The following is a 14,362-nucleotide window of genomic DNA, read 5'->3' as shown; positions in this document are numbered from 1 at the left end:
AGTGCTCAGGCGCTGCGCTGTTCCGCTCCCGGGCGGGCCGGGTCTCTCCCCATCATGCGGTCCAGCTGACGATAGCCGATGGCTTCCATCAGCTGGGGCCGCTGCACGCCATCCTGCGCAATGAGATCGCTCAACGTCAGCGCGACACGCAAGACCCGGTGATAGGCACGCGCCGAGAGATTGAGACGCGACAGCACGCCGGCCAGCCACTGACGCTCGCCGTCCTCCAGCTGGCAGGCGGCTTCCAGGGCATGGGTGTCGAGATGGGCATTGAGCCCGCCGCGGGCCAATTGACGAGCGCGGGCTGCCAGCACCCGTTCGCGCACTGCGTCCGAGGCCTCACCGGGGGTCGCGGACGTCAGCTCCTCAGCAGGCAGTCCCGGTACCTCGACCTGCAGATCGATACGGTCCAGCAGCGGGCCAGACAGGCGCGCCTGATAGCGCTGGATCTGGGCCGGCGTGCAACTGCAGTTGCGACGGCTGTCACCAAGATAGCCGCACGGGCAGGGGTTCATCGCCGCCACCAGCTGGAAACGTGCCGGGAAGCGCCGCTGGTGGCTGGCACGCGAGATGAGGATGCGGCCGCTCTCCAGCGGCTCACGCATCACTTCCAGCACACCACGATCAAATTCCGCCAGCTCGTCCAGAAACAGCACGCCATGATGGGCCAGCGACACCTCTCCCGGACGCGGTCTGGAGCCACCCCCGACCAGCGCGACACCACTGGCGGTATGATGCGGCGCCCGGAAGGGCCGCTGGCCCCAGCGCTCCATGATCGGCATCCCGCAGACCGAGCGTACCGCCGCGACTTCCAGGGCCTCGGCCTCCCCCAGCGGCGGCAGAATGCCGGAGAGGCGACTGGCCAGCATCGTCTTGCCCGTACCCGGCGGCCCCGCGAACAGCAGGTTGTGGCCTCCCGCAGCGGCAATCTCCAGCGCACGCCGCGCCTGATGCTGGCCACGCACCTCGCTCAGGTCCGGCTCCGGGAGTCGCGCCTGAGGAGTGACGGAACAGACATGCGGCATGATCCTCTCACGCCCGAGAAGGTGCGCCACCAACTCCAGCAGATGGCCCACGGACAGCACATCCAGCTGTTCCGCCAGCGCGGCCTCATCGGCATTGCCACGCGGCACCACCAGGGTGCGCCCGGCCTTGCGACAGCAGAGCGCAGCAGGCAGCACGCCAGTAACGGAGCGAATGCTGCCATCGAGTGCCAACTCGCCCAGACACTCGATCTGCGCCACGGCCTCTTCCGGCACCTGACCGGATGCCACCAGGATGCCCAGTGCGATCGGCAGATCAAAGCGCCCACCCTCCTTGGGCAGGTCAGCCGGGGCCAGATTGAGGGTGATTCGGCGCGCTGGAAACTCGAAGCCTGCATTGAGCAATGCGCTGCGCACTCGCTCACGACTTTCCTTCACCGCCGCTTCCGGCAAGCCAACGATGGAGAGCCCCGGCAGCCCGTTGGAGAGGTGTACCTCTACCTGCACCTCCGGGGCTTCAAGACCAAGAGATGCGCGCGTGCGCAACATTGCCAATGACATGAGTCTTCCCTGCGTGATGCCGCCTCTCTGCTGCACGGCGCAATCGGAGCAGGCACCCGCCTGCCATGAGCGCGAGGGCACGATACCGGTGCCATCTCCTCCAGCATGGCAAATCTCATACCTGCCAGCGTGCACACGACTCAACGCTTGGCGATGCGGCACTCCTCAAATGTCACTCGCGCTGCCGGACACGGCATGTCCTCACTGCACCGCAACGGTATTATCAGCGATTCGAGCCACCCGTTTCATAATTTTCATTACGCCACTAACCCCTAGAATTACTGGATACGTAATGAAAATACCGACCGTGGATAAAATTACATAAACCCCTCGACAGGGCATTTCCCAGCGCTCAAATATCCATCATCTGGCAACGCCAAACCCTATCGATATGGACACCGAGCCGCACCACCTCATCGAAGCGTGACGCATTACACTCTGAATCAACACTTGAGGGCGACATCAGCCCTCCTCCAGCACCCGGCCAGACCGGCGAAACAGGCGGCAGAGAGGCAATATCGTCACCCAGAACGGGCAAGGCACCCGCACGATGAACCAACGGCAGCGTTTCCCGTCGACATCGCGGCATGAATTTCATGAAGAGCTTCATGAAGAACTTCACGAAGTAGTTCACGGAGATGTTCATGAAGAAGTGAATGGAGAAACGCCCTGGCATGACTCAGGAGGCTGGGCTCAAGAGAAGAGGCGCGGGGGAAGGGAGTGCCTTTCCCGAGAGTCACGCAGGCCCCACCAAATGCCAGCCTCCATCGATGCGCCGGACTGACTGCCGTGTCTGCTCAGCTCGAGACATTCATGCGGACTGAACGTTGAAAATAGCCCATCAACCGGCTTTTTCCATGAAATAGCGCGCGTTCTAGCAGATATTTCACGAAGTTGGCGACATGGAGCACCTGACGGATCACCAGCCCTCGGGCCTGCACCAGAAGAGTGCTCATGGAACATACAAGGCGGTACTCCAGGCGCTACAGGAGTGCCTCAAGAGGGGGACTGCTGGTATATTTGATCGGTTGTCTCGGCCCTGCTGATACAACCGCCAAGCTGTCTCAAGGAGGCCACCCAAGGGTGGCAGAGAATCGTCCAACCCACGGAAAGGGCCAGCCATTCAGGACGACTTCGGCTTGTTTCAGGAGTAACACCTCATGCAAGACATGCTTGCCTCGCTGGCACCCATGGCGGACATCATCGGCATGCTCGGCACCTCTCTGGTGGTCGGTGCCTTCTTTCTGCTGCAGATTGGCAGGCTCGATGCACGCAGCCTGGCCTATAACCTCATGAATCTGAGCGGGGCGATCCTCTTGTTGATCAGCCTGTGCATCAACTTCAATCTCGCCAGCTTCGTGATCGAGGTGTTCTGGATCGTGGCATCTCTGGTGGGCCTGGTTCGCTGGTTGATGGGATCTCGTCCACAGACGGTCTGACCTGCCCGGCACCCGCCTCATGCGACGGACACAAAAAAACCGCCACACCTCGACGGGTGTGGCGGTTTTTTTGGCAGCATGCCATTCAGGCGTCGCGTTGACGCTCGATCTCCTCGGCGTGGCTGGCGGCTTCCCGCTTTGCCAGCGCGGCCTCTCCCTCATCGTCCACCGCCACGGCAGGCTCGGTGGTCGACGCAGCACCCGCCACCAGTCCCTGCTTCTCCAGCAGCGCCTCAAGTGCGATGACCTGCTTCTCCAGCGACTCCACACGCCCGCGAGTCCGCGTCAGCACATCCATCATGATGTCGAAGTCCTCGCGCGACACCAGTTCCATGCGATCAAAGGCGCTGCGCATCACGCCCTGTACGGACTTCTGCAGCTCTTCCGGGCCGTGCGAGGCGTCCTGGAGGCGCTCACCGATCTGCTGGGCCATACGCCCGATGACGTCGTTCTTGAACATGCTCCACCTCAGCCATTGCAAGCCGACGGGCCCATCATGGGGCTGTCGGTCAGAGAAAAGGATCTCCCCGAAACGTGGGGGACATCATGTCATGTTGCAAGGATACGCAACCCGCTGGCCTGACGCATGTCTCGACCCCGAATCTCTCGCAACCGACGGCAGGCACCGGCCCTTGTGCACCATATTAGCGCTATCTCCTACCTCGAAAGCCGCAATTCAGGCACCAAAGCGGTGCATCGCCATGGCGTTCTCCTTGCCGTCATTTTTGGCCTTGCTGCGGAGCTGCTTTTTCCCTCAGCACAACTAGATGAATTTAAAGATTTTTTAACCTCATGGCATACCTCGTGCGATGCACTTGTCAGGAACAGGCCACCAGCAGTGTCTGATTGGCCGCACTCAACATGACAGATCATTGCGGTAGCAAACGGGGGCAGCACATGAAACTGATCACCGCCATCATCAAACCCTTCAAGCTGGACGACGTGCGTGAAGCGCTGGCCGACAACGGCGTGCAAGGCATCACGGTCACGGAAGTGAAGGGCTTCGGGCGACAGAAGGGCCACACCGAGCTGTATCGCGGCGCCGAGTATGTCGTCGACTTCCTTCCCAAGGTCAAGATTGAAGTAGCTGTTGATGACAGCAGTGTGGAAACGGTGCTGGACGCCATCACCCAGGCAGCCAACAGCGGCAAGATCGGCGACGGCAAGCTGTTCGTCACCCCGCTGGATGACGTGATCCGTATCCGTACCGGTGAACGCGGCGCCGATGCTGTCTGAGCCCCGCGCACAATAATAAAGGAGAATCCCGCATGAACGAGATCATCGAGGTCAAGTACGCACTTGATACCTTCTATTTCCTGGTCTGTGGCGCCCTGGTGCTGTGGATGGCTGCCGGCTTTGCCATGCTGGAAGCTGGCCTGGTACGCGCCAAGAACACTACCGAGATCCTGACCAAGAACGTGGCGCTGTTCGCCATCGCCTGCACCATGTACATGGTGGTCGGTTACCACATCATGTACTCAAGCGCCGAAGGCGGCTTCCTGCCGAGCCTGGGCTTCTTGATCGGCGCCGAGAATACCGCTGAGGAAGCGCTCGCTTCCGGTGGCGACATCTACTACAGCGCGCGTTCCGACTTCTTCTTCCAGGTGGTGTTCGTGGCGACCGCCATGTCCATCGTCTCCGGTGCAGTCGCCGAGCGCATGAAGCTGTGGGCCTTCCTGGCCTTCGCCGTGGTCATGACGGGCGTCATCTACCCGGTCCAGGGTTACTGGACCTGGGGTGGCGGCTTCCTGAGCGAAGCGGGCTTCAGTGACTTCGCCGGCTCCGGCATCGTGCACATGGCAGGCGCTTCCGCCGCACTGGCTGGCGTGCTGCTGCTGGGGGCTCGCAAGGGCAAGTACGGCAAGAACGGTGAGATCAACGCCATCCCGGGCTCCAACCTGCCGCTGGCGACCCTGGGCACCTTCATCCTGTGGCTGGGATGGCTGGGCTTCAACGGCGGCTCCGAGCTGGTGCTGTCCAACATCGATGAAGCCAACGCGGTCGCTCAGGTCTTCGTCAACACCAACGCCGCTGCCTGCGGGGGTGTCATCGCTGCCCTGATCCTCGCCCGCCTGTGGTTCCGCAAGGCTGACCTGACCATGGCCCTCAACGGCGCCCTGGCTGGCCTGGTCGCCATCACCGCTGGTCCGCTGGCACCGAGTGTCGGTGCTGCCACCCTGATCGGCGCCGTCGGTGGCCTGCTGGTGGTGTTCTCCATCGTCGGCCTCGACAAGCTCAAGCTCGACGACCCGGTCGGTGCCATCTCCGTCCACGGTGTAGTCGGTCTCTGGGGTCTGATGGCAGTGCCGCTGACCAATGACGATGCCACCTTCTCCGCACAGCTGCTGGGCGCCGTGTCCATCTTCGCCTGGGTATTCATCGCAAGCTTCGTGGTCTGGCTGGTCATCAAGACCATCATGGGACTGCGCGTCAGCGAAGAGGAAGAGTACGAAGGCGTCGATCTGGCGGAATGTGGCATGGAGGCGTATCCGGAATTCACCTCCAGCCGCAAGTAATCAAGGATCGAGACTCACGCGACACCCAAAGACTCCCGCCACCTGGCGGGAGTCTTTTTTCCTGACCGGATAAGCGGTGTATGCTTGAGCAATAGGGGCTGGCGTGGCGAGCAGCAACGCCACCCGCACCATCACCCAAGGAGAGAGACGATGAAACTGGTCACTGCCATCATCAAGCCATTCAAGCTCGACGACGTACGCGAATCCCTGTCCGAGATTGGCGTCCAGGGTATCACCGTGACCGAGGTCAAGGGTTTTGGCCGCCAGAAGGGCCACACGGAGCTGTATCGGGGTGCCGAGTATGTGGTCGACTTCCTTCCCAAGGTGAAGCTCGAGGTCGCCGTGGATGACGCCATGATCGATTCCGTGATCGAGGCGATCACCAATGTCGCCAACACCGGCAAGATCGGCGACGGCAAGATCTTCGTCTCGCCGCTGGAGCAGGTCATTCGCATCCGTACCGGCGAGACCGGCAAGGACGCCGTCTAAGCCCCTGGCGCAAGCCCTGGCGATGACGTGCTGCCCCGACGGGTGACATGAGCACACAAAAAACCGCAGGCCATTGGCCTGCGGTTTTTTCGTTTCAGCACGTGCCGTTCATGCGTGATGCTCGTGGTTCATGCTCAGGGCATCACTTCTCGACATGCTTACGTCTCGACACGCTCACTTCTCGACACGCTCACTTCTCAACACGCTCACTTCTCGACAAAGGCACGCTCGATCACATAGTCACCCGGCACACCCATCTTCGGCGAGATGGCGAAGCCACGGGCATCCAGCATGGCGCTGATATCGTCGAGCATCGCCGGCGAGCCGCAGATCATCGCGCGGTCACGCTTCGGGTCCAGCGGCGGCAGGCCGATGTCCTCGAACAGCTTGCCATTCTCGACCAGATCCGTGATGCGGCCCTGGTTGCGGAACTCCTCGCGCGTCACGGTCGGGTAGTAGATCAGCTTCTCGGCGATCTCTTCCCCAAGATACTCGTGCTTGGGCAGCTCTTCCGCGATCATGTCGGCATAGGCCAGCTCGGAGACATGGCGCACGCCGTGCATCAGGATGATCTTGTCATAGCGCTCATAGGTCTCCGGGTCCTGAATCACGCTCAGGAAGGGCGCCAGGCCAGTTCCGGTGGAGAACAGGTAAAGATTCTCGCCCGGCAGCAGATCGTCCAGCACCAGCGTTCCGGTGGGCTTGCGCGAGACCATGATCTGGTCACCCGGCTTGAGGTGCTGAAGGCGCGAGGTCAGCGGGCCGTCCTGCACCTTGATGGAGAAGAACTCCAGATGCTCTTCGTAGTTCGGGCTGGCGATCGAGTAGGCGCGCATCAGCGGCTTGCCTTCGACTTCCAGGCCGATCATCACGAACTGGCCATTCTTGAAGCGCAGGCTGTCTTCCCGCTGGGTGCGGAAGCTGAACAGCGAGTCGTTCCAATGATGGACGTCGATGACTTCGGTAGTGGTCAGACTGCTCACCTGGTGGCCTCCCGGGGTCGCGCCCCTTGAAATCAAGTATTCTATTATGGAATAAGCAAATAACAGCTTATGACCCAATGAACTATGCAGCGATTGTAGTCACTGTTGGGTTATGCGTTAAATGGTTTATCTGGATATAGGTTATCCAGACTATCAATATTGATTGCGAATGAATCGCATTACAAGCCCGGCAATGGCCTGCTTCACATTGCAGCGCGAACCGGGTGTTGCGCTGGCCAGCGAGCTCCTCTCGACACTGCCTGCATGCACAAGGAGGCGGAATGCGTTACAGCCTGCGACAACTGGCGGTCTTCGTTGCCGTGGCACGCCACGACAACGTCTCGCTGGCAGCCGAAAGCCTCGCGATGTCACAGTCCGCCGCCAGCACGGCCTTGGCCGAACTGGAGCGCCAGTTCGACTGTCGCCTGTTCGACCGGCATGGCAAACGCCTGCGCCTCAATGGCCTTGGCCGCGAACTGCTTCCCAAGGCCATCGCCTTGCTGGATCAGGCGGAAGAACTCGAGCAGCTGCTCGGCCAGCAGGATGCCACCGGTTCACTGGAAATCGGCGCCACCCTGACCATCGGCAACTACCTGGCGCCCCAGATCGTCGGCAGCTTCCTCGAGCATCATCCGGCCAGCCGTGTGGAGCTGCATGTCCTCAACACCCACCAGCTGATCGAGAAGCTAGCGCATTTCGAGCTCGATATCGGGCTGGTGGAAGGCGAGGTGGAGCACCCATTGCTGGAAGCCACGCACTGGGTAAGTGATCGCCTGAGCATCTTCTGCGCTCCCTCGCATCCTCTGGCCCGAGGAGAGTTGACGCTCGCACGTCTGCTGGAGGCGCGCTGGATCATGCGTGAACGGGGCTCTGGCACCCGCAGCACCTTCGAACAGGCACTGCGCCCACACCTCGAGAGCCCCTCGGACAGCGTGGCCCAGCGACTCGACATCATGATGGAACTGGAGCACACCGAGGGGATAAAGCGCGCGGTGGAGGCTGGCCTGGGGATCGGCTGCGTTTCACGACTGGCGCTACGAGACGCCTTCCGGCGCGGTAGCCTGGTCGAGCTGCCTACCCCATGGCTGGAACTGACTCGCGCCTATCGCTTCGTCCATCATCGCGACCGCTTCATTACCCAGGCCATGCGCGAGTTCGTGACGAGCTGCCGCACCCTGAGTGGCTCCGCCTCACGCAGCGACGAGATCGAGATGCATCAGGTACCGTGACCATGAAGCAGCATGGCCGCAGGTACGCAAGCACTCACTTACCCTCCATATTGCATGACGCCAACGCACAAGCACCGCCAGCGAGTCCGCTGACGGTGCTTTCAGATTCAGCAGGCCGTGTAACGCCCTGCTGTCATGTCACCGACTTCAGTGATTCAGGCCAGTGAAGCGCTGCTTGATGTCGTCGGCACTCTCATGGGAGAGATCCTTGTCGACGGTCTCGCTGACCAGCTTGGCCACCGGCTTGTCGAGCTTGTCACGCAGCGCACCGAGGAACTTGGGTGCGGCAGCGATGATCAGCTGATCAAACTTGCCGTCGTTGGCCGCCTGCTTGAGATATTGCGCCACTTCCTTGGCGAAGAAGTCCTGATGCTTGTCCGAGGTCGCGCCATCATCTCCCGTCTGATGCAGGCTACCGTGCCCGCCACTGGACTCGCCCTTGCCACCGGTTCTCAAGTCACCGGTATGCTGACGGCTTTCAGGATGTACGAGGCTGTCCACTTCAGTGACCTTGCCGGCAGCACGGGCAAAGATACGAGCGCGGGCGGCATCAGCAGCAACGATGTAAGTAACCATTTACACACTCCCTGTCTCTCGTGAGGCGTCGTTGATCAGATATTGACGATCATCTTCTGCGTTCATCAGGGGACATGCTGGCAGCGGAGTGAACATTCAACCCTTGTCGGACTGTGGGGGTAATTTTTCCATACCCAAGCGAGGAGAATCGCCGACATGACGACATGGCCGTCGCCACTCCCGGACATGACGCGGCTGGCGAAGTGCGTGCTAACATCCGCTGCACACAGGGCCCGCTCTGCCCTCTTTCTCGCCCTCTCACTCTTTTGCTCTGTTCCGGAGATGTCTCGATGCGCGATCTGATCCTGATGCGCCGCCCACTGCCCCGCCGTGTGCTGGTCACCGCTCACCTGTCGATTCAGCTGGGCCTTCTGGTCGCGGCTACCGGTTGGACGCTGCAGCACCTGACGCCCATCGGGCCGGACAATTCACTGCTGGCACAATGGCCAGTCCTGTCTCAGGGTGTCGGCGGTTTCCTGCTGGCCTTCGTTCTCACGCGTCTGCTGTTCGAGCTGTTGATGGCACCGCATCACGTGATGAGCGTACGTGGCGCCAACCACTCGTTGGATGCAGCCGCACTTGTCACGCGCTCCATCTCACGTCGCCCTGCCGTGCATGACGATGACGACAGCTGGGTCGGCAAGCCGCGCAGTGTCACCTGGCCGCGCGAGGGCGAAGAGGCATCAGCTGCTACACCGGCGGCACCGACGCCTGCCGAAGCATCGTCCAAGGCCGCCGCCAAGCCGCAGGAACCGAGCCTGGGCGGCGACGATGAGCTTCCGGACACTAGCAGCACCGAGGCACGCAGGACGGAGCCCAGCCTCTGATGACATGTCACGATGGGTGACGCTAGGGCGAAGCAAGCACTCACTGACGCCCTTGTGGAAGACATACGAAAACGCCCTGCGTGATTGTCATCACACAGGGCGTTGTCTTTTCTGCGGCTCACCTCATCCGATCAGTCCGTGGCCTCAATGCCCCAGTATCTGGCTGAGGAACAGCTGGGTCCGCTCGGACTGCGGATTGTTGAAGAACGGCTCCGGCGCGTTCTCTTCGATGATCTGCCCCTGATCCATGAAGATGACACGATCCGCCACCGTCTTGGCGAAGCCCATCTCGTGGGTCACGCACAGCATGGTCATGCCTTCATTGGCCAGCTCGACCATGACATCCAGCACTTCCTTGATCATCTCCGGGTCCAGCGCCGACGTCGGCTCATCGAACAGCATCACCTCCGGGCTCAGACACAGCGAGCGTGCGATCGCGACACGCTGCTGCTGGCCACCGGACAGCTGCCCCGGGAACTTGTGGGCCTGATCGGCGATGCGCACCCGCTCCAGGTACTTCATGGCTTCGGCTTCCGCCTCGCGGCGTGGCCGCTTCTGTACCCAGATCGGCGCCAGACAGCAGTTCTCCAGCACCGTCAGATGCGGGAACAGATTGAAGTGCTGGAAGACCATGCCGACGTTGCGACGGATCGCCTCGATCTGCTTGATGTCCTGGGTCAGCGGCATGCCGTTGACCACGATATCGCCTTCCTGATGCTCCTCGAGATGGTTGATGCAGCGGATCATCGTCGACTTGCCGGACCCTGAAGGCCCGCAGATAACGATACGTTCGCCCTTGCGCACGCTCAGGTTGATGTCACGCAGCACGTGGAAGTCGCCGTACCACTTGTTGAGACCCTTGAGCTCGATCATCGGGCGCTCATCGGCACCGGTGTTGCCCTGCGAGGCGGATGTTGTCGTTGTCATGATGAAGATTCCTTGGCGCCGTGATCAGCGCTTCTTGTGACCGGTATGCAGCAGGCGCTCGAGATACTGGCTGTAGCGCGACATGCTGAAGCAGAAGACCCAGAAGACCAGTGCCACGAAGGCATAGCCCTCGATGGAGTAGCCCAGCCATTTGGGGTCGGCGAGACCGGCCTGCACGATGGCGAGCAGATCGAAGAGCCCGATGATCAGTACCAGCGAGGTGTCCTTGAACAGGGCGATGAAGGTGTTGACGATGCCGGGGATCATCATCTTGAGCGCCTGGGGCAGCACGATCAGCCCCATGTTGCGCCAGTAGCCCAGCCCCAGCGCCATGCCGGCCTCGGTCTGCCCTTTCGGGATCGCCTGCAGGCCACCACGCACCACTTCCGCCATGTAGGCACTCTGGAACAGGGTGATGCCGATCAGCGCGCGCACCAGCTTGTCGAGATTGACCTCACCGGGCACGAACAGCGGCAGCATCACCGAGGCCATGAACAGCACCGTGATGAGCGGCACACCGCGCCAGAACTCGATGAACACCACGCAGATGCTCTTCACGATCGGCATCTCGGAGCGACGCCCCAGCGCCAGCAGGATCCCCAGCGGCAGTGCCGCCACGATGCCCACCACCGCCAGTACCAGTGTCAGCATCAGACCGCCCCACTCATGGGTACCGACGATCTCGAGGCCGAAGCTGCCACCATGCAGCAGGAAGTAGGCGATGAAGGGGAAGACCGCCAGCGTGACGATGGCGACCCAGCCCTTGGCCGGCAGTTTCGGTATCGCCAGCCAGGCGATCAGCGCCGCAAAGACGGCGAAGACGATATCGACCCGCCAGGTTTCCTCGCTCGGGTAGAAGCCGTAGATGAACTGATCGAGACGCGCACTGATGAACACCCAGCAGGCGCCCTCCCCCGTGCAGTCCTCTCGTGAGGTGCCACTCCAGCTGGCACCGATCAGTGCCCACTGCAGGCTGGGCACCACCAGCAGGTAGACCAGATACAGCGCGAACAGCGTGAACAGCGTATTGATCGGTCCGGCGAACAGATTGGCTCGCAGCCAGGCCACCGCACCGATGCTGTCGCTTGGCGCCGGGCGGGAATCGATCATCTTCTCGGTAACCCGTGACAGGGTCTTTTCAATCGACATGGGCAGACCCTCAGCGCTCGACCAACGCCATGCGGGCGTTGAACCAGTTCATGAACATGGAGACCAGCAGACTGATGGTCAGATACACCAGCATCGTCATGGCGATCACCTCGATGGCCTGACCCGTCTGGTTGAGCGTGGTACCCGCGAAGACCGAGACCAGATCGGGATAGCCGATGGCCGTGGCCAGCGACGAGTTCTTGATCAGGTTCAGGTACTGGCTGGTCAGCGGCGGGATGATGACGCGCAGTGCCTGTGGCACCACCACGAGGCGCAGCGTCATGCCACCGGTCAGCGACAGCGCCCGTGAGGCTTCCGTCTGGCCGTGCGGTACCGCCTCGATGCCGGAACGCACGATCTCGGCAATGAACGCCGCGGTGTAGACCGACAGCGCGACCCACAGGGCGAGGAACTCGGGAACGACCGTAATGCCGCCACGGAAGTTGAAGCCCTTGAGTTCCGGCAGCTCCCAGCTCAGCGGCATGCCCATCGCGAAGTAGGCCAGCAGCGGCGCCACGATGATCAGACCGAGCGAGATCCAGCCCGCCGGCAAGCGCTGACCGGTACGGGCCTGACGCTGGCGGTTCCAGTAGCTGAAGATGCCGCTGGCGACGACGGCCAGCACGAACACGGCAATCACCACCGAGAAGCCGCTGGAGGTGATCGGTGCCGGCACGAACAGACCGCGCACGTTGAGGAAGAAGGCCTCGCCCAGCGACAGCGAACCTCGCGGACTCGGCAGAGTGCGAAGAACGGCGAAGTACCAGAAGAATATCTGCAGCAGCAGGGGAATGTTGCGGAAGACTTCGATGTAGACCGCCGCCAGCCGCGAGATCAGCCAGTTGGGGGAAAGACGGGCGATCCCCATGATGAAGCCAATCACGGTGGCCGCGATGACGCCCAGTGCGGATACCAGCAGAGTGTTGAGCAGACCGACGATGAAGGTATCGCCATAGGTGGACTGCTCGGAATAGTCGATCAGACTTTGCAGAATGCCAAAGCCTGCGGTGTTGTCCAGGAAGGCAAAGCCGGTGGTGATGCCACGGCTTTCGAGGTTGGTCAGGGTATTGCTGACGATGATCGCCAACACGCCGAACACGCCTGCCAGCATCAGAAGTTGGAAGATCAGTGCTCGCTTGGCCGGGTCACGCCAGAATGGCGGCTTGACCGTGGCCGGCGGGCGAGAAGCAGGTTGTGTCATACAGGCAATCTCCGCCGGAAAGCTATGCGACTTCCGCCTGCCGCCCTATCGAACGGCAGATCAGTTATCTCTCGGCACTCGAGGAAAGGATCACGGGGAACAGACCAAGCCCCTCACGACGCTGGCCAGGGGAAATGACCGTATGGCCACTTCTCCCTGGCCAGCGTCCTTGCTCAGCCTGCGTCACGGTTCACCCGGCTCGCGCTGGACCTCCAGGCGAGCCGAGGCATCAGCGAACGGGCGGTGCGTACTGGACGCCGCCGTCGGTCCACAGCGCGTTCAGACCACGCTCGATCCCCAGAGCGGAACCAGTGCCGACATTGCGCTCGAACATCTGCCCGTAGTTGCCCACCTGCTTGATGACCTGATAGGCCCAGTCAGCCGGCAGCCCCATGGCTTCGCCGTAGTTGCCATCGGCACCGACCAGACGCGCGACATTGGGATTGGTATCCGACTTCTTGGCTTCGATGTTGTCGGAGGTCAGCCCCATCTCTTCGGCGTTGATCTGAGCGAACAGGGTCCATTTGACGATGTTGAACCACTGGTCATCGCCCTGACGGACGACGGGGCCCAGCGGCTCCTTGGAGATGACTTCCGGCAGTACCATGGCGGACGCCGGATCGGAGAGCTTGATGCGCAGGGCGTAGAGCTGGGACTGGTCGGAGGTCAGGACGTCACAGCGGCCCGCTTCGAAGCCCTTGACGGTCTGGTCGGAGGTGTCGAAGACGACCGGCTCGAAGGACATCTCGTTGAGGCGGAAGTAATCCGCCAGGTTCAGCTCGGTGGTGGTACCGGACTGGATACAGACCGCCGCGCCATCCAGCTCCTTGGCACTGGAGACCCCCAGGTCCTTGCTGACCATGAAGCCCTGGCCGTCGTAATAGTTCACGCCGGCGAAGTTGAGGCCCAGAGACGTGTCACGCGTGGCGGTCCAGGTGGTGTTGCGCGACAGGACATCGATTTCACCGGACTGCAGCGCGGTGAAGCGTTCCTTGGCCGTCAGCGGGACGTAGCGCACCTTGCTGGCATCACCCAGCACAGCCGCCGCGACACCACGGCAGACATCGACATCCAGGCCCTGCCAGTTGCCGGCGTCATCCGGCGCCGAGAAGCCCGGCAGACCGGTGCTGACACCACACTGGACAAAGCCCTTTTCCTTGACGCTATCCAGAGTCGCGGCACTGGCACCACTGGCTACCGAGGCAGCCAGGAGGGCGGCGCTAGCGATCAGCAGTGGCTTCTTGTTGTTATGCATCTTGAATCCCTCGCGTATGTCTGGAATCCGCTCGGAAACACCCCGAGACGGTGATGGTGCAATGCTGTGCATGGCACCCCTCGACAATAGCAAGCTCCGTTCCAATTTCCGCCTATCGTGTGATCCGCTGCGTTCAACGCTGAAAAAACAGCCGAACGGCAGTGAAAACGGCCAAACCTCCCGATGCCGACCGTCGATCATATGGCGAGACAAGCGTGCAGATAGTG

The 14,362-nt window shown here is 61.5% G+C and carries 16 protein-coding genes; 6 read left to right on the top strand and 10 right to left on the bottom strand.

The window, feature by feature from the left end:
* Positions 1-5 precede the first annotated feature (5 nt).
* The 3 genes from QD172_RS11065 to QD172_RS11055 all read right to left on the bottom strand — a co-directional run bounded on the left by QD172_RS11065 (position 6) and on the right by QD172_RS11055 (position 2,500).
* Positions 6-1,544, bottom strand: coding sequence for a YifB family Mg chelatase-like AAA ATPase (locus QD172_RS11065; protein ID WP_084209516.1), 1,539 nt, complete (start codon positions 1,542-1,544; stop codon positions 6-8).
* 352 nt (positions 1,545-1,896) lie between these two features.
* On the bottom strand, positions 1,897-2,178 hold the full coding sequence (locus QD172_RS11060; protein ID WP_279855771.1) for a hypothetical protein: 282 nt from the start codon (positions 2,176-2,178) through the stop codon (positions 1,897-1,899).
* A gap of 163 nt (positions 2,179-2,341) precedes the next feature.
* Positions 2,342-2,500, bottom strand: a complete 159-nt coding sequence (locus QD172_RS11055; protein WP_279855770.1) for a hypothetical protein — start codon at positions 2,498-2,500, stop codon at positions 2,342-2,344.
* A 204-nt stretch (positions 2,501-2,704) separates the two neighbouring features.
* On the opposite strand from QD172_RS11055, the gene QD172_RS11050 reads away from it, so the two are divergent.
* Positions 2,705-2,983: a hypothetical protein gene (locus QD172_RS11050; RefSeq protein ID WP_077379614.1), complete on the top strand. Its 279-nt coding sequence runs from the start codon at positions 2,705-2,707 to the stop codon at positions 2,981-2,983.
* 85 nt (positions 2,984-3,068) lie between these two features.
* Here the strand turns inward: QD172_RS11050 and QD172_RS11045 are convergent, their stop codons facing one another.
* Entirely contained in the window at positions 3,069-3,443 is a 375-nt protein-coding gene (locus QD172_RS11045; RefSeq protein ID WP_077379616.1) for an accessory factor UbiK family protein, read from the bottom strand.
* A 437-nt stretch (positions 3,444-3,880) separates the two neighbouring features.
* Here QD172_RS11045 and QD172_RS11040 point away from each other — a divergent pair, with 437 nt between their 5' ends.
* The 3 genes from QD172_RS11040 (at position 3,881) to glnK (ending at position 5,988) form a co-directional block, all read left to right on the top strand.
* The gene (locus QD172_RS11040) at positions 3,881-4,219 is read left to right on the top strand and encodes a P-II family nitrogen regulator (RefSeq protein WP_065392452.1); all 339 of its coding nucleotides are present in this window, start codon (positions 3,881-3,883) and stop codon (positions 4,217-4,219) included.
* Positions 4,220-4,251: 32 nt separating this feature from the next.
* Complete coding sequence (locus tag QD172_RS11035) at positions 4,252-5,499, top strand: ammonium transporter (RefSeq protein ID WP_077379618.1); 1,248 nt, start codon at positions 4,252-4,254, stop codon at positions 5,497-5,499.
* Positions 5,500-5,649: 150 nt separating this feature from the next.
* A complete protein-coding gene (gene glnK / locus QD172_RS11030; protein WP_024951507.1) occupies positions 5,650-5,988 on the top strand; it encodes a P-II family nitrogen regulator in 339 nt (112 codons plus the stop codon).
* A 206-nt stretch (positions 5,989-6,194) separates the two neighbouring features.
* Here glnK and QD172_RS11025 read toward each other — a convergent pair whose 3' ends face one another.
* Entirely contained in the window at positions 6,195-6,971 is a 777-nt protein-coding gene (locus tag QD172_RS11025; RefSeq protein WP_077379620.1) for a ferredoxin--NADP reductase, read from the bottom strand.
* 281 nt (positions 6,972-7,252) lie between these two features.
* Between QD172_RS11025 and QD172_RS11020 the strand changes: the two genes are divergently transcribed.
* Positions 7,253-8,200: a LysR family transcriptional regulator gene (locus QD172_RS11020; RefSeq protein WP_084209519.1), complete on the top strand. Its 948-nt coding sequence runs from the start codon at positions 7,253-7,255 to the stop codon at positions 8,198-8,200.
* A gap of 147 nt (positions 8,201-8,347) precedes the next feature.
* Here QD172_RS11020 and QD172_RS11015 read toward each other — a convergent pair whose 3' ends face one another.
* Entirely contained in the window at positions 8,348-8,776 is a 429-nt protein-coding gene (locus tag QD172_RS11015; protein ID WP_077379624.1) for a host attachment protein, read from the bottom strand.
* A gap of 290 nt (positions 8,777-9,066) precedes the next feature.
* Between QD172_RS11015 and QD172_RS11010 the strand changes: the two genes are divergently transcribed.
* Positions 9,067-9,603, top strand: a complete 537-nt coding sequence (locus QD172_RS11010) for a hypothetical protein (RefSeq protein ID WP_077379628.1) — start codon at positions 9,067-9,069, stop codon at positions 9,601-9,603.
* Between the two features lie 144 nt (positions 9,604-9,747).
* On the opposite strand, the gene QD172_RS11005 is transcribed toward QD172_RS11010, so the two are convergent.
* The 4 genes from QD172_RS11005 to QD172_RS10990 form a co-directional block, all read right to left on the bottom strand.
* Positions 9,748-10,476 (bottom strand): amino acid ABC transporter ATP-binding protein, encoded by a 729-nt coding sequence (locus QD172_RS11005; protein ID WP_043331784.1) that lies wholly within the window; start codon positions 10,474-10,476, stop codon positions 9,748-9,750.
* 78 nt (positions 10,477-10,554) lie between these two features.
* Positions 10,555-11,679: an amino acid ABC transporter permease gene (locus QD172_RS11000; RefSeq protein ID WP_279855768.1), complete on the bottom strand. Its 1,125-nt coding sequence runs from the start codon at positions 11,677-11,679 to the stop codon at positions 10,555-10,557.
* A gap of 10 nt (positions 11,680-11,689) precedes the next feature.
* The gene (locus QD172_RS10995; RefSeq protein ID WP_136939467.1) at positions 11,690-12,880 is read right to left on the bottom strand and encodes an amino acid ABC transporter permease; all 1,191 of its coding nucleotides are present in this window, start codon (positions 12,878-12,880) and stop codon (positions 11,690-11,692) included.
* Positions 12,881-13,109: 229 nt separating this feature from the next.
* The gene (locus QD172_RS10990; RefSeq protein WP_077379634.1) at positions 13,110-14,135 is read right to left on the bottom strand and encodes an amino acid ABC transporter substrate-binding protein; all 1,026 of its coding nucleotides are present in this window, start codon (positions 14,133-14,135) and stop codon (positions 13,110-13,112) included.
* Between the last annotated feature and the right edge of the window lie 227 nt (positions 14,136-14,362).

The sequence above is a fragment of the Cobetia sp. 10Alg 146 genome, from assembly GCF_029846385.1.
GTDB lineage: Bacteria > Pseudomonadota > Gammaproteobacteria > Pseudomonadales > Halomonadaceae > Cobetia > Cobetia marina.
Note: the sequence above shows the minus strand (reverse complement) of the source record. Positions and strands in the feature narration are given on the sequence as shown.

Excerpts from the sequence above, each read along its gene's own strand:
- QD172_RS10990 (WP_077379634.1), bottom strand. The coding sequence starts at position 14,135 with ATGCATAACAACAAGAAGCCACTGCTGATCGCTAGCGCCGCCCTCCTG.
- glnK (WP_024951507.1), top strand. The coding sequence starts at position 5,650 with ATGAAACTGGTCACTGCCATCATCAAGCCATTCAAGCTCGACGACGTA.
- QD172_RS11040 (WP_065392452.1), top strand. The coding sequence starts at position 3,881 with ATGAAACTGATCACCGCCATCATCAAACCCTTCAAGCTGGACGACGTG.
- QD172_RS11015 (WP_077379624.1), bottom strand. The coding sequence starts at position 8,776 with ATGGTTACTTACATCGTTGCTGCTGATGCCGCCCGCGCTCGTATCTTT.
- QD172_RS10995 (WP_136939467.1), bottom strand. The coding sequence starts at position 12,880 with ATGACACAACCTGCTTCTCGCCCGCCGGCCACGGTCAAGCCGCCATTC.
- QD172_RS11065 (WP_084209516.1), bottom strand. The coding sequence starts at position 1,544 with ATGTCATTGGCAATGTTGCGCACGCGCGCATCTCTTGGTCTTGAAGCC.
- QD172_RS11050 (WP_077379614.1), top strand. The coding sequence starts at position 2,705 with ATGCAAGACATGCTTGCCTCGCTGGCACCCATGGCGGACATCATCGGC.
- QD172_RS11045 (WP_077379616.1), bottom strand. The coding sequence starts at position 3,443 with ATGTTCAAGAACGACGTCATCGGGCGTATGGCCCAGCAGATCGGTGAG.
- QD172_RS11020 (WP_084209519.1), top strand. The coding sequence starts at position 7,253 with ATGCGTTACAGCCTGCGACAACTGGCGGTCTTCGTTGCCGTGGCACGC.
- QD172_RS11010 (WP_077379628.1), top strand. The coding sequence starts at position 9,067 with ATGCGCGATCTGATCCTGATGCGCCGCCCACTGCCCCGCCGTGTGCTG.
- QD172_RS11055 (WP_279855770.1), bottom strand. The coding sequence starts at position 2,500 with ATGAGCACTCTTCTGGTGCAGGCCCGAGGGCTGGTGATCCGTCAGGTG.
- QD172_RS11005 (WP_043331784.1), bottom strand. The coding sequence starts at position 10,476 with ATGATCGAGCTCAAGGGTCTCAACAAGTGGTACGGCGACTTCCACGTG.
- QD172_RS11035 (WP_077379618.1), top strand. The coding sequence starts at position 4,252 with ATGAACGAGATCATCGAGGTCAAGTACGCACTTGATACCTTCTATTTC.
- QD172_RS11000 (WP_279855768.1), bottom strand. The coding sequence starts at position 11,679 with ATGTCGATTGAAAAGACCCTGTCACGGGTTACCGAGAAGATGATCGAT.